Raw genomic sequence first — 13849 nt, 5'->3', positions numbered from 1 at the left:
CCATGCATTTCCAGATTCTTAGCTTGATCCTCTGGCCCAAGGCTGATCATCCGCCGCGTGTCCTGCATTTCGAACCCGGGATGGTGAACGTCATCACCGGCGCGTCAAAGACCGGGAAATCAGCGGTAATCCCAATTATCGACTACTGCCTGGCGTCTGGCAAATGCAGCATTCCGGTTGGGACGATACGCAATACCTGCGAATGGTTCGGTATCGTAGTGGATACCCTCGAAGGCAAAAAGCTTCTGGCTCGGCGGGAACCTGGCGAGGCAAAGCAGACCGGCGACATGTTCCTCCTAGAAGGCGACGAGATCGATATCCCCGATCGGATCACCGAGAAGAACACGAACGCGGACATCGTCAAACGCAAGCTCGGCGAGCTGTCCGGCCTGTCGCGGCTCCGGATCAATCCGGATGCGGACGCGGCCTATCAAAGCCGGGTAAGCTTTCGCGACCTCATCGCATTCAACTTCCAGCCTCAATACATCGTTGCGAACCCGCTTGCCCTGTTTTTCGGAGCGGACACGACCGAACATCGAGAGAAGCTAAAGGCTATTTTCCCCTACGTCCTCGGTGCTTTGACTCCGGAAATGGTTGCGGCGCGATGGGAGATTGACCGCCTGCAGCGCATTCTTCGCCAAGCAGAATCCGCTTTGTCTACGGTCAAGAAAGCGGTCCGTGCCTGGCAGGCGGAAACCACCGGGTGGCTCAGACAGGCGCTCGAGCTCGGGCTCCTCCCACAGGGAACGGCAATTCCCGAAGATGAGCCCAACCAGACGATAGACCTCCTCCGTGCGGCGACGCGCGCCGACACTCGAACATCATTCGCGACCGTCGACTCGATCGAGCCCTCGCTCCGTCAGCTCGAAGTCTTGCAAAACCGGGAATCAGAAACCGCTGCGAGGCTCTCCATTCTCCGGCAACACCTCGGAGAGGTGGAACGTCTTGTAGACAGCAGCCGAAAGTACGGCGGCGCTATTCGCATCCAGAAGGACCGGCTGGACATCGCGGAGTGGCTCAAGTCTAGGACGGAAGCCGCCAGCGACCCGATAGCGGTGCTTGCGGATGGTCGCGAGAAAATTGACGCGCTCGTGCAGGCGCTGGCGGGAATTGAAATCCAGTTGCGCACGCAACCGAGCCTATCCGACTCTTTCGATAAGGAACGTCTACGGATCAGGTCGGACCTTGAAGAGGCAACGAAAGCCTTGGCCGCAGTTCGCCAGGAGATCACGATCCTCGAACGCCGATCGGACGAGGTCAGGGAAGCAACTTACCGAAGAGACAGAGTTGAGCGTTTCCTCGGTCGTCTGGAACAGGCGCTCGAGACATTCGAGCGCGCCGAGGATGGTGGCACGCAGGCGGAAGAGATTGGTCGACTGCAGGACCTGATCGAAGAACAGAAGGCGATTTACTCCGAGCAGCAGGTTCGCAGGCGTACCGAGAACGCGCTGCTATATGTCTCGAAAATTGCGGCCTCCATCCTGCCCAAGCTTGATGGCGAGTGGCCTGATGCGCCGATTGAGGTATTGATCGACGACCTGACTGTCCGCGTCGTGCATCCCGACCGCAAGGACTACCTATGGGAAATCGGCAGTGGCGCAAACTGGCTCGCCTACCACGTCGCGGTAACCCTGTCGCTCCAGCGCTTCTTCAGGGAGCTTCCGGATCATTGTGTCCCGGGATTCCTTGTGTACGACCAACCAAGCCAGGTCTACTTCCCGTCGGGGTTTGACAAACCAGGTCGGGACGCGCCAGGTCGAACGCGCAATCAGGACGTTGCCGCCGTCCGGGGAGTGTTCTCAGCCATCGCGGACGAGATCGTTCTTGCGAAGGGCCAGTTGCAGGCAATTGTGCTCGACCATGCCGGCGCTGACGTTTGGGGAGAACTCATTGGCGTCGTGCCTATCGCCGAATGGCGGGATGGTGACGCACTCGTTCCGGATTCATGGATCGCTCCTCCGAACTCGGCCTGAGGGATAGCGATCGTGCATACCTTCCAACGTGAGCAACGATTGCAATCGGCCCATTGCGGACAACGATCAGAACGCTGATCCGACGGTGGCACGAGTTCACGAGGCGATGGGATGGATACCCGGAGGACGCCACTTCAGTGCTCCAAGGTTATGTACGATGTTTCTGAAAGTTCTCGAAGTGAGAATCTAGGCTCTTTGGGGAAACATCATCCGCAATGGCTTTGGCGCGAAGGCTCAAATAGTCCGATGATCCAATGCGGTCAGAAACTTCAACTTCCTTAGTCTTGGGATTGATGGAGATAAGGTGCGCGTCAAATAGTTTGTGAATATCACTTCTAAGCAGAAGGCCATTCTCCAGCTTGTCGCGGTCGGCAAACCTCTCTGAATATGGAATGATGTGTGCAGCCTCGAAGACCGATAATTCGCTCGTGCCGGTTATCGCGCAGCAGTTGGAGCGCTTATTCAAGAGCGCTTGCCGGAACGCGGTCTGGTATCGCCGCAAGACCACCGGGCGTAGGGCCGTGGTGTCTTCGATCTTCTCTCGGTTTAGGGCTTCACGCGGGTCGGGGCTCAGGTTCTCGTATTCCGCGATCTTGTGGACTTTTTGCCTGATTGCGGACAGAAGCGCGTCCACGTCGCTATCTTAAATTGGCCAAATCCGGCTATGGCGGCTCGTGTCTATTCTGGAAATGAAACTCCCCTCGTCCTTGTGGGCTTCCACGAGTTCTTTCCCCACAAGGCGATCAAAAAACATCGCATCAGAAATCAGTGCAATTCATCCCAACTGCAAGGGGCCAAACTCGACCACGGCAGTTAAACCTCGCCCGCGCTCGCCGTCCTTTTCCTGCTCGTGCAACCATACGAGACCCAGAAAGCGCTTTGCTAGGATTTCTCAGCATAGCTGTTCTCTCTGTGAAGCTCGGGAAGGTGAGCTTTGCGGCCAACCCAACTTTCGGCTGATGGCCGAACGCCGTTTTCTCCGAATAGCTCGATTGCGCTGGACTTGATGAAGAACTGAATGTCCTGCTGTAGGAATTGATTCACCTTGCTTGCACCGAGTTTTAGCCGTTCCTGCGCTGCAGCGATCACATCATCGGAAAACCGCTCGGGGTATTTCAGCACTAGGGCTTCGTAGCTCTGATTTGGGTCGACTTCTTCAAAACCGACAGAAACCTTCAGGACCCGGCTCGCAATTACCGAAACCGCCCCCAATGCGTTGATGTCTCGGGGTTCATACCCGAGGCCCGCCTGCTGGCCTCGATTTCGCTTGACCTCTTGCCAATGATCGTACACGCGGGCGAGATCATTTTCCAACGGATCGGCGCTGCTTTTGAGGGCTCTCATGACTTCGGACATGCAGCTTTCCTGCGTTCTTCTCCCCGGGGCGAGACCTGCAGGATTTCGGAAAGTGTCCCGAAATTCAAACGCAAATTCATCTTTCCAGGCTTGAACCCATCCGACGAAGCTAATCACCGGTTAGTTGACAGTGCGAAGGGCGCGATACGGGACTATCCTGCAGATAGCGGTAACCGCCCGATTGGCACCGCCTGTCAGAGGCCCTCGCAATCGCTTATGACACGTGTTTAACGACGTCGTTAGCGACGTGTCTTGGGCGGATTTGTTTATGCGGATCGATATTCTTGGACAGGAACGGCGTCGACGTTGGAGCGATGAGAAGAAGCTCGACATTGTCATGTCGGTTGGGGTCGATGGTGCGACGGTGACCGAAGTCGCGCACCGGCACGATGTGACGCGGCAGCAGATTTACAAATGGCGCCGTGAGCTGAAGATGAAGGGACTATTGGCGCCGTCGCCGAATGCCCTGTTCCTTCCGGTTGACATACCTGTTGTGCAGAACCCGCCCCATAGGCGCGAAGATGCCGGCGGTTTGCCGCCGATGATCGAATTGCAACTATGCTGCGGACGAAGCCTCCGCTTTGACAGCGGCGTGGATACCGTCGTTCTGACAAGCTCATCCGGGCGGTGGAAGCAGCATGATTGGACCAGGGACCGGCGTTCGGGTCTACCTTGCCTGCGGTGCTACGGACATGAGGAAGGGTGTCAATCGGCGTTCAAAATTGGCTCTGACGCAGATTTGGTGCAATTCTCTCATGTTGCGCCAATCAGGCGGGCTTGAAGAAGATCAAGCTTTCCGCGTCCGTACATCTCGCGCTTTACCAGCTTGAGCTTGGTGATCAGCCCTTCGGTTTGCCCATTGGACCATGGTGTGACGATCGCCGCCCGAACCGCCTGAATGTCTTTCGCTACGCCGTTGCCAAAGGAGGCGACCAGACTGTCTCGGGCGCGGTCGATCCACGGCACGAGCTGGTTTTCCAATTTGCGCCGAACCATCAGATGGAAGTCGGTAATGATATCGCGAGCCGCAATGAGCAACGGGACGCCGCTTTCGATCGCGGCGATGGTGACGGTTTCGGATTTCGTCAGGTTGTCTCTGTTGGTTGTTAAGAGGCGAGCAATCGTCCTGCCGGAGGGAATGCGGGTCAATGATTCCGCATCGGCCTTGTCGGCCCGCTTCCGCCGTGTGGCCCATTCACTCACGACCCGGCGCGAACCACGAAAGCCCTGAGTTCTCAAACGCCGCCACAGCTCAGTGCCGTTCCGCTTGCCGGCAGCCCATTGCGCGTCGAGCCATTCGAGATATGGCTCCAACGAGCTTTCCCGTGACCGAAAGACATCGTTTCGTTGCCCTCTGAGCACCTGGCGGACCAAGCCGCGGCTATGACCGGTACGGCGCACGATTTCCTTGATCGTGACACCGTCCTTTGCCAGCGCAATGATGGCCGCGTTGGTCTGTTCGCGCCGGAGATAGCCTTCGTATTGAAGGCGTTCGGCCGCGGTCAGCAGCCTGGGATTGACCCGCGTTGCTCCGAGCGTCTTGCGGATTTGTCGCATCGATTTGCGGACCGCATCCAGGAACGCACGGCTGGCATTCTCCATCAAATGCCATCGATCGGCGACCTGCACTGCATCGGGCAATGCCCTTGCGGCCGCCAACCCGTAAGCGCCGCCACGATCGCGGGCAATGATTTGGATTTGGGCATTCTGCCGCAGCCAAGCTTCCGCCGTCGCCGGCTCGCGGTCCGGCAGCAGACGGACCGGCCGCCGACGCTCCAGGTCACACACGATCGTGCCGTAGCGATGATTGCGCCGCCAGGCCCAGTCGTCGATGCCAATCACCGAGGGCGGGGTCGACGGCGGTAGTCCTTGCCTGCGGATGACGCGGAGCAAGGTGTCGTTGCTGAGGGGAAGCATCAGCCGCTGGGCAAAACGCGCCGCCGGGCGTCCTCCAAGCGCAAGCGCCAAATGGTGGACGACATGCTCGAGGCGTCCGGTTCGTCTGGCATAGGGCGGCAGCACATCGCCAAACCGCTCAGCGAATATCTGTCTGCCGCAGAGCACGGCATCACAAGCGAACCTTCGTGTCTGCACGAGCAGCCTGACGCGTTTCCCAGAGAGGGGAAGGTCCGCGACTTGGCGGCGATAGCGACTTCGAACCGTTCGCGACATTCGTCCGCATGCCGGACACGCCGCCGCAGCACCGGCTCGGGAAAGCAAAATGCAGGTCTCATCGTCAATGTGGGTGATGCGTTCGGCGATGAAGCCAGTTGGTACCAAATCAGAGGGGCGAAACTTGGTGCTCATGCTGATTCCTTTATGGAAACCAGCAAGCAGCATCGTCACAACTGCATCAAAACTGAGTCAGAGCCAAAATTGGACGCCGGAACACAACGAACGCAGAGACCCTGCCTTCACCTGACGATCCAAGCTCGATTGCAAGGCTCGGGAATAGTGATGACGAAACAGTGGATCAACATGCCGTAAGTCCTGCGCAAAAAAGCGGGCTTCGTGCCCGAATCATTTATTGGGGGAACGGCCTACATCAATCGAAATTACGGCTCACTGAAAATCAGAGAAAAGGAAGTCAAGATAGGCCTCCGGGGGAGCAACCGTAGAACGTATTACCAACGCGAAATGCAAGCCATGCGCTTGCTTGAACGCTATACTTTTCATAAATGTGGTCGTTGAGCGGCCCCTAGCGGCGATTATCAAAGATCAATGCCGCTACCCGCGGGGAAATCCTTTCCGCCGTGGGGAACGTCGGAGCCGACACCTATTGTGGCTTTGTCGACTCCGAGACACGGTGCGTTTCGGTGTCTCCTTGCTGAACTCTCATTTAAGCCATTGAACAACAGGCTAAAGCTGGTTTCTGATGGTCTTTCTGCGCGGTTGGCACCGATTTTGTATCTTCAACATCGCGAGCCGGAAGGAACTGCCTACCATTTTGATGTCGTCGTTAAGATAGATGTGTATTCACTCTTCACAGAGCCTTGGAACGGTCGTCGATCCGGAGATCTTCATGCAGGCGATGCTAAGAACTTTGTGCCACCGCGAAAACACTGCAGTCGCCCATTTGCAGTTTAAGGCCCAACACCGCAGCTGGCTGACGCCTCCCTCGGACTATGCGGCTCCAGAGCGATCGGAGGCTCCATATATGGATAAGAACATCTCTTCCGCTGCGGATCCCATCCACAGTGAAGATCGCGCGCTTCTGACGAATGCATCGCGCAACGCAATTAACCGGCTGGTTCGCTGCCTGTTCGCTGAGCGTCTGCTCGATCCAGATGCGTTGCTGTGGGCGAAGGATGACCGGGAGGCTTGGTTCCCCCTCTGGGCTTCGCAGCGTGTGCTACATTTCACTGACCTGCGCCTTGCGCCCGCCGGAATAGTGCAAAATCGCGGGCAGGTCGAAGTGCTTTATGGAACCGGCGGTCAGCAAAGGATCGAGGATCCCGCCGCCTTGATAAGCGAAGTCGTTCCGTCTCTCGCGATTACGCCGGCCCCCAACGGACTGGAGCATCTGCTGCGCGACGTCGACAGCAGCGTGTGTAACGACATTCTCGCGCGGCGCCATCGCGAACAGTGGAGCTCCGAGCTAAGGGGGCAAATCGCCCAAGCGGGTGCGTCTGGATTCCTCGCCTATCTCGAAGAAAACTTGCCGCCGCACCTCGCGGCGATGACCCTCGACCAATGGGGCGCGCTGGAAGGCCATCCATTCTATCCGACCTGGAAGGCCAAGCCCGGCCTCGCCCCCGAGGACGTTGTTGCATTGTCGCCTGAGTTCGGCGCGCGGGTGCGCCTGCGCATCGTGGCGCTCCGCAGCGATTGGGCCTATGTGGAGAAGATGCCGCATGTGGGCGGCTATTCGGAATGGTTCGCCCGGAACTTTCCCGAACTCTGGCGCGACTGGGCGGACGGTATGACGGCACGCGGCAAAGCGACGGAGGACTGGGTGCCTCTGCCCGTTCACGCCTGGCACCTCGAGAATTTCGTGCGACGCGAATTCGCGCCCGAAATCGAGGCCGGTGTTCTCGATCCGGACGGTCCGGAACTTGTGACGCTACCCTCCATGTCGTTCCGCACAATGCTGCCGGAATCGGAGGAGCCGAGACCCTTTGTCAAAGTGCCGGTCGCCATCCGGATGACGAGCGCACAGCGCACCCTTCAGGGAAGGTGGATCCGCATGGGCCCGCGCCTCAGCACGCGGATTTCCGACATCCTGTCAAAGGAGGATGATCTTCGCGATGAGGTGGAAATCTTCACCGAAGAGTTGGGCGCTATTTTGCGTCATCCGGACACGGGCGACGAGCATCGTGGCCGTTTCCTGTCGGTCGTGTATCGCAACGTCGATGCCCTGGCACGCTGCGATGGTCTGCTACCCGTCACCGTTGCAGCGCTGCTGACGGCAAGCCCGCTGGACGACCGGCCGCTGATCTGTGAGCTCATCGCCAGAAACGGCACCGAGAGCGAGGCAACGGTCGCAGCCTTCTTCCGTGGCTATGCCCGCACCGTTGTTCGCCCGGCACTCACCATGTATCTTCTCTACGGGATTGCCTTCGAGGCGCATCAGCAGAACAGCATCATCCTGTTCGACAGTCACGGCCAGCCGCGGAAGCTGCTGATCCGCGACTTCGGCGACGGCCGCAGCTTCGCGCCGCTCTCTAAAGAGAGGGGCTATGTCAAGGGTGTTCTGTCGACGACCTTCGACGACGACATCAGGCCCGTGCGCTCTTACCTCATCTATGCGTGCTTTTTCTGCCATCTCCACGAAATCGCACTCTGCCTAACTGATCAATATTCAGTCCTCGGCGACAGCCTGTGGCGTGTCCTGCGGGAAGAGACCGAAAAAGTCTTCGAGGCGTTGCGGCCGCGCATGCTGTCGAATGAATTTTGGACTGAAGAGCGGCAGGCCTTTCTCGAACAGCCTTGGCCGGCCCATTCGGTCATGCGGACGCTCATGGAGCGCAATCGCGACTCCAGGGCCGAACACCAAATGCCTAATCCGTTGGCAGACGAGCTGCGATCAGCGCAGTCGCCGCGCTACGCGCCTTAAGCGCTTGTCGAGAAAGAAGGACAGTCCTATATCAGATTGTCTATGGCCATTGGAGCGCCGGCGCATAGGCATTAGCCGTCTCATCGTTTCGATGCAATGATCTGGCCGGCGTCGATGGACTTGTCTCGAAGAAGCCGCGGCCGGCCGAGCGTGCCTTTTTGCCACGGCGAGTTGGGCCGCAGAACCAACCAACTCTTGGCGCCGAGCCCGTCTTCCAAAGCCCCGAAAGTCGGCAAACTCGGTACCGCGATCAAACGTAAAGCTGCGGCGTGCAGAGGACGGCAAGGGCGAGAAGGCAGCAATGATCTTGTCCATGATCGGACGCGAGTGCCGACTGCGGTTCTTGATCATGACGGTGTAGCGGCTCACGCGTTCGACAAGCGACGTCACATTGTAATGGCCGAGTTTGCGATCGAAGATCAGCAGATCGCCTTCCCAATGCCCGAGCTGCGACCGATCATCAATAAAATCAGACCGTTGAGAGATCCGGTGTCGTCACGGGGCTTGCGGGATCCGCGAGGCCGGCGTCTACGTCGCCGTTCGGGCAGGTGTTCGTAGAGGCCGAGCGGATAATCCTCCTTGCAATAGATGAAGCGATAAATCGTTTCCGGGCAGATGCTGACTGGGCTGATCCCGTCGGCAAGCAAACAGCCGGCGATCTGTTCCGGCGACCAATGCGCCTTCAGTCGCTCGATCACCAGCTCGCGTAGCTCTGGATGGCGTGTGAGCTTGCGCAGCCGTCGACGCCGCTCCTTGCTGATGTCGTCGGCAATGGTCCCGAAGTAGCCGCTGTACTCGGGAAACTCGCGGTCGTGGAACGTGTTGCGCTTGAGTTCTCGGTAGATCGTCGAGCGGTGATCTCACCAACCGGGAGTTTGCGTTCCTAATCTGATAAAAGACGTCGACGATCGGACAGGGTGAGCTGCAAATAGCAATGCGACATGCCAAAATCTCCAAAGTGAAGCCATTAAAATCATTGGCATGTCGCACTTGGAAATAGAATGTACCAACTGGAAGTTTAGCGCCAAAGCGGCCGCACCCGACGTCCCCAAGATTGTCGATTGGTATATGGAAGGCAAGATCAACATCCACGATCTGATTACCCATCAAGATGCCGATCGAAGAGATCAGCACTGCCTTCGATCTCATGCACCAGAGCAGGTCTATCCGCTCCGTCATCGTTACCGATTGCTGATGGACCATTTCGCGACGGCCAACATCTTGATTTTATTGCCGATCGCTCGCAGTTCGGCCATTGGCAGGGTGATCTCCTGATTTTCCGGCGCGACCTCGGTGAGGCCAATGTCACCTCGCTGGTCGAGCGCAAGAGCCACTACACGGTGATGATCAAAATGGCAGCCGTCACTTTCGGCCGCTCATCGACAAGATCGTCGATGCCTTCTCACCGCTACCCGCCGTTGCCCGGCAGAGCTTCACCTTCAACCGTGGTACCGAGTTTCGAGGTTTCGGGCTTTGGAAGATGGGATCGGCGCCAGGAGCTGGTTCTGCGATCCAAATTCACCGTGGCAGAAAGGCGCGGTCGAGAACACCAATAAGCGCATCCGCCGCTTTGTGCCGAGCGATACCGACCTATCCGCCGTCAGCCAGCAGCAGCTGGTCGCCCTTTGCCCATCATCTAAATTCCCTGCCCAGAAAGTGCCTTGGCTATCGCACACCAGCCAAGGTGTTCATGGCGCATTTGCGAGATTGCGCGTAAACCCCTACCCTCCACTCGTCATTGTTGCACTTGGATTAGATTCTCCAAAAACGTTTTCGCGGAAAAAGCCAGTCCGCCATTTCCTGAGATGCCGCCGGGCACGTACCTGCTGTCGGTTTTGTCGCTTCGGAGGCACAGTGGTGTTCGGCTTGCTTTCTGCTGCGCTCCCATTAAGCCATTGAATGATACGCAGGAATTCGCTCTGAGGCTCTTTCTTCGCAGTTGGCACGACTTTTGAAGCTCCTTTGTCGCGAGGCGATAGGAGCTCGCGGCCGCTATTCATGTCATGGGTGACATCAATATCGCTGGAGCGAATGGAAAGAAGCAACGTGTCAGGTCTGCGTCAGATACTCACATTTCGAGCGATTTTTTCGCCCTCGCGCCAAGTTTTTATTTCAGGTTTCTTGCGACCGGGCGTCTTGGTGCGCTCATATAGGAACATGGATCGAATCCGTATGGATCTGCGCGGCGGCGCTTTTCGCAACGTCCTCGCTTTCACTGTTCGCCACTGGAGCAGGCAGCCGGCCCGGCTCGCGATCATCATGACCGCGGTGCTCGCCTCCACGCTGGGTGACGTGCTGACACCGCTCTATTCAGGCCGGCTGGTAGACGCCGTCGCGAAGGGAGCCGCAACAAAGGCCATAGCGTGGGATGCAGCGCTCGCGGCCTTCTCTATGCTGATTGCGCTCGCGCTCGGCGCCATAGTCATGCGTCACGTTGCTTTCATTCGCATTATCGATCTAACGCTGAAGATGATGACCGACATCTCGATCGATGCATTCCATCGCGTTCAGCGCTTGTCGACGGAGTGGCATGCCAATGGCTTCGCTGGCTCGACGGTGCGCAAGATCACGCGAGGCGCGCGGGCGCTCGAGCTCTTGAACGACACGCTTCTCATCGCGTTGTTTTCCTCTCTCAGCATGCTAATCGGCTCGGCCGTGCTGCTGGGCTGGTACTGGCCGATAACGGGCCTGATTATTGCCTGCGGCTCCTTTGTATACGTCGCCCTGACGATCACGCTATCGCTCGGCTATGTCGCGCCCTTGGCGAGCCTTGCTAATAGCTGGGATACCCGGCTTGGCGGCGCGCTCGCGGACGCGATCAGCTGCAACGCGGTTGTCAAAGGCTTCGGAGCCGAACAACGGGAAGACGAGCGCCTGGCGAAGGTCATCGCCAAGTGGCGGCGCAGGATGCGCCGGACCTGGATACGGGGTACGATCAACGGCACAACCCAAGGTATAACTCTACTCGCGCTCAGGGCGGCAGTCATCGGCTATGCGCTACTTCTATGGTCACGCGGTCAGGCGTCCCCGGGCGATGTCGCCTTCGTGCTCACCTCGTTCTCCCTGCTGCGAGGCTATCTGCGCGACGTCGGCATGCACGTTCGCAACCTGCAGCGCTCGGTCAATGATATGGAGGAGCTGGTCGATCTCCAGAGCCAGCCGCTCGGCATCGCTGATCGCCCGGAAGCTAAGCCGATCCATATCACGAAGGGCCGCATCGATTTCGAGAACGTCCATTTCCACTATGGTACTGGGGTGCCACTCTACAATGACTTTTCGGTGTCGATTAAGGCCGGCGAACAGGTCGGTCTGGTCGGTCCGTCCGGCTCCGGCAAGACCACCTTTGTAAAGCTCATCCAGCGGCTCTACGACCTGAACGGCGGCCGAATCCTGATCGATGGCCAGGACGTTTCGAAGGTGACGCAGGCTTCGCTGCGCTCGCAGATCGCGATCGTGCAGCAGGAATGCCTGTTGTTGAATCGATCGCTCGCCGAGAACATCGCCTATGGCCATCCTAGCGCCGGCCAGGCCGAAATCGAACAAGCGGCCCGGCTCGCCAGCGCGCACGAGTTCATCGCGCGCCTGCCGAAGGGCTACCTCACTCTGGTAGGCGAACGCGGCGTGAAGCTTTCCGGCGGCGAGCGCCAGCGGGTGGCGATCGCGCGCGCCTTCCTGACAAATGCACCGATCCTAATCCTCGACGAGGCGACATCGAGCCTAGACTCGGAATCGGAGGCGCTGATCCAAAAGGCGATGGAGCGGCTGATGGTCGGGCGCACCACGCTGATCATCGCGCACCGACTCTCGACGGTGCGCGCGCTCGACCGGCTACTCGTCTTCGAACGCGGCTGCATCATCGAGCAGGGCGATCATGCCGCGCTGATCCGCCTCGACGGCGGCATCTACCGCCGCCTATTTGAGCGACAGGCACTGGAATTAACCGAAGAGCTCACTCAGTTCTCGTCACGTTAAGGACGTACTCGTTAATAAGAAGGCCGCGTGGAGCGAGTTCCGCCAGCTTCATCGTGTATAAAATTCTACAATTTCGTTGACCATCTAACTAAGGGCTTATGAGCCATTTGCCTGAGGCCGCTGCGCCGCGCAAAACATGATCCAAACTGAACCCCATGAGGTCGGCAAGATGCGCGTCGTTGAACGGCGATATTTTAAGCAAATTCGGAAATGAGGTGCCATAGTCTTCCACGCCCCCAACGATATCCATCTCACGCGTTCTTTTGTGGCATTCTCTTGATCAATTTGTGGCAAAATGAAGGTTCGATACGCCGGAACACTGCATATAGTGCTGCGCAGACACTGGAGTCGAACATGGTAGAACTTATACCACCGCTCAATGATTAGAACTCATTGGCCCATTTTCTCCGACCAATGGACATGATGCGCCACGGCTGTCGTTGCAGCTTGCGCCATGCATCACAGCAGAGGTCGACGATGTCCTCGTAGGATTTGAAGACCCGGTTTGACAGCCAGTTATCGCGCATGAACTGCCATAGGTTTTCGACCGGGTTGAGTTCAGGCGACTTTGGCGGCAGCGGCAGGATCGTGATGTTTTCGGGCACGATGAGATTGTTGGACATGTGCCAGCCAGCTTGATCCATGATGAGAACAGCATGCGCATCCTCGGCGACATGGCGTGCAATTTCGGTCAGATGCTGGTTCATGGCAGAGGTGTCGCACCATGGCATGACGAGTGCGGCGGCCTTGCCGAGCTTCGGGCAAATCGCTCCGAAGATATAGGCCGACCTCGTGCGCTGGTCATGCGGCGCTGAGGGCCGTGTTCCACGTCTGGCCCACCGCCTTGTAATCTTGTTTTTCTGGCCGATCCGGGCCTCGTCCTGGAACCAGACTTCTATTCGCTTGCCTTTGCCGGTTCCGGCGGCGATTTCCGCCACTGCGGCGGGGAAGTTTTTTTAAAGTCCTCAATCGCTTGCGGGTCCTGTGCATGGTGCTGGGGACGTGCGGTGAGCTTGCGATAGCCCATGGCATTCAACTCGCGCCCAAGCGTCTGGCGGCTGATGGAGATGCGATGCTCCTGCCAAAGCCATTGCACCAGGTCGACGAGCCTCCAGCGCACCACATCATCGAGGTAAGGAGCCGGCCCTTTCTCAACGGCCTCGACAAGCGCCTTGCGCTGCTTGTCGTTCAGCAAGGGCTCCCGGCCTTTCGCCTTTCCGGTCTTAAGACCATCAGGACCGTGCTGATTGAAACGTTCGACCCAGTCGCGGACGATCTGCAGACCGACACCCCCAATAGACCCGCCTGGCTGCGAGAGCCACCTTCATAAATGACCGACAGAGCCAACAGCCGACGCGACAAATCTGCATCTCGACTTTGCCTCGCCAACCGGCGCAGGTCATCCGCCGTATAATCCGTCCGAATTGCCAACGCTGTTCCCATGGCGAAATCTCCTTTCGCCATGTTGAATCATGATTTGCCTGAAAACGGA

The 13849-nt window shown here is 58.0% G+C and carries 7 protein-coding genes and 4 pseudogenes; 6 read left to right on the top strand and 5 right to left on the bottom strand.

Annotated elements, in window-relative coordinates; all coding sequences use genetic code 11:
• Positions 1–2: 2 nt before the first annotated feature.
• Positions 3–1973 (top strand): DUF3732 domain-containing protein, encoded by a 1971-nt coding sequence (locus tag RGR602_RS22725; protein ID WP_040114336.1) that lies wholly within the window; start codon positions 3–5, stop codon positions 1971–1973.
• Positions 1974–2121: 148 nt separating this feature from the next.
• On the opposite strand, the gene RGR602_RS22720 is transcribed toward RGR602_RS22725, so the two are convergent.
• Both RGR602_RS22720 and RGR602_RS22715 read right to left on the bottom strand, forming a co-directional pair.
• Positions 2122–2607, bottom strand: a complete 486-nt coding sequence (locus tag RGR602_RS22720) for an HNH endonuclease (RefSeq protein ID WP_052451708.1) — start codon at positions 2605–2607, stop codon at positions 2122–2124.
• A gap of 248 nt (positions 2608–2855) precedes the next feature.
• The gene (locus tag RGR602_RS22715) at positions 2856–3329 is read right to left on the bottom strand and encodes a hypothetical protein (RefSeq protein ID WP_040114335.1); all 474 of its coding nucleotides are present in this window, start codon (positions 3327–3329) and stop codon (positions 2856–2858) included.
• Between the two features lie 268 nt (positions 3330–3597).
• Here RGR602_RS22715 and tnpA point away from each other — a divergent pair, with 268 nt between their 5' ends.
• On the top strand, positions 3598–4110 hold the full coding sequence (tnpA, locus tag RGR602_RS22710) for an IS66-like element accessory protein TnpA (RefSeq protein ID WP_082046645.1): 513 nt from the start codon (positions 3598–3600) through the stop codon (positions 4108–4110).
• Here the strand turns inward: tnpA and RGR602_RS22705 are convergent.
• Positions 4083–5636, bottom strand: a complete 1554-nt coding sequence (locus tag RGR602_RS22705) for an ISL3 family transposase (RefSeq protein ID WP_040114468.1) — start codon at positions 5634–5636, stop codon at positions 4083–4085. The two genes, tnpA and RGR602_RS22705, sit on opposite strands and share 28 nt — an antisense overlap.
• Before the next feature lie 850 nt (positions 5637–6486).
• Here RGR602_RS22705 and RGR602_RS22700 point away from each other — a divergent pair.
• Positions 6487–8385: an IucA/IucC family protein gene (locus RGR602_RS22700; RefSeq protein WP_040114334.1), complete on the top strand. Its 1899-nt coding sequence runs from the start codon at positions 6487–6489 to the stop codon at positions 8383–8385.
• A 146-nt stretch (positions 8386–8531) separates the two neighbouring features.
• On the opposite strand, the pseudogene RGR602_RS22695 reads toward RGR602_RS22700, so the two are convergent.
• A pseudogene (locus RGR602_RS22695) lies at positions 8532–9328 on the bottom strand (IS30 family transposase); the annotation flags it as partial.
• A gap of 95 nt (positions 9329–9423) precedes the next feature.
• Between RGR602_RS22695 and RGR602_RS36210 the strand changes: the two are divergent.
• From RGR602_RS36210 to RGR602_RS22690, 3 genes and pseudogenes are all read left to right on the top strand, one after another.
• Positions 9424–9580, top strand: a pseudogene (locus RGR602_RS36210) (S-(hydroxymethyl)glutathione dehydrogenase); the annotation flags it as partial.
• 19 nt (positions 9581–9599) lie between these two features.
• Positions 9600–10102 (top strand): annotated as a pseudogene (locus tag RGR602_RS36205) (IS30 family transposase); the annotation flags it as partial.
• Positions 10103–10542: 440 nt separating this feature from the next.
• Complete coding sequence (locus RGR602_RS22690; RefSeq protein ID WP_040114333.1) at positions 10543–12357, top strand: ABC transporter ATP-binding protein; 1815 nt, start codon at positions 10543–10545, stop codon at positions 12355–12357.
• A 383-nt stretch (positions 12358–12740) separates the two neighbouring features.
• On the opposite strand, the pseudogene RGR602_RS36200 reads toward RGR602_RS22690, so the two are convergent.
• Positions 12741–13800 (bottom strand): annotated as a pseudogene (locus RGR602_RS36200) (IS630 family transposase).
• Positions 13801–13849: the final 49 nt, after the last annotated feature.

This window comes from Rhizobium gallicum bv. gallicum R602sp (assembly GCF_000816845.1).
In the GTDB taxonomy this organism is placed as follows: Bacteria; Pseudomonadota; Alphaproteobacteria; order Rhizobiales; family Rhizobiaceae; genus Rhizobium; species Rhizobium gallicum.
The sequence above is the reverse complement of the archived record's forward strand: the minus strand, read 5'-3'. Positions and strand labels throughout refer to the sequence as shown.

What these genes read in the sequence shown, in the direction of transcription:
- RGR602_RS22700 (WP_040114334.1), top strand. Translation starts at nt 6,487, where the DNA reads ATGGATAAGAACATCTCTTCCGCTGCGGATCCCATCCACAGTGAAGAT.
- RGR602_RS22715 (WP_040114335.1), bottom strand. Translation starts at nt 3,329, where the DNA reads ATGTCCGAAGTCATGAGAGCCCTCAAAAGCAGCGCCGATCCGTTGGAA.
- RGR602_RS22725 (WP_040114336.1), top strand. Translation starts at nt 3, where the DNA reads ATGCATTTCCAGATTCTTAGCTTGATCCTCTGGCCCAAGGCTGATCAT.
- RGR602_RS22690 (WP_040114333.1), top strand. Translation starts at nt 10,543, where the DNA reads ATGGATCGAATCCGTATGGATCTGCGCGGCGGCGCTTTTCGCAACGTC.
- tnpA (WP_082046645.1), top strand. Translation starts at nt 3,598, where the DNA reads ATGCGGATCGATATTCTTGGACAGGAACGGCGTCGACGTTGGAGCGAT.
- RGR602_RS22705 (WP_040114468.1), bottom strand. Translation starts at nt 5,636, where the DNA reads ATGAGCACCAAGTTTCGCCCCTCTGATTTGGTACCAACTGGCTTCATC.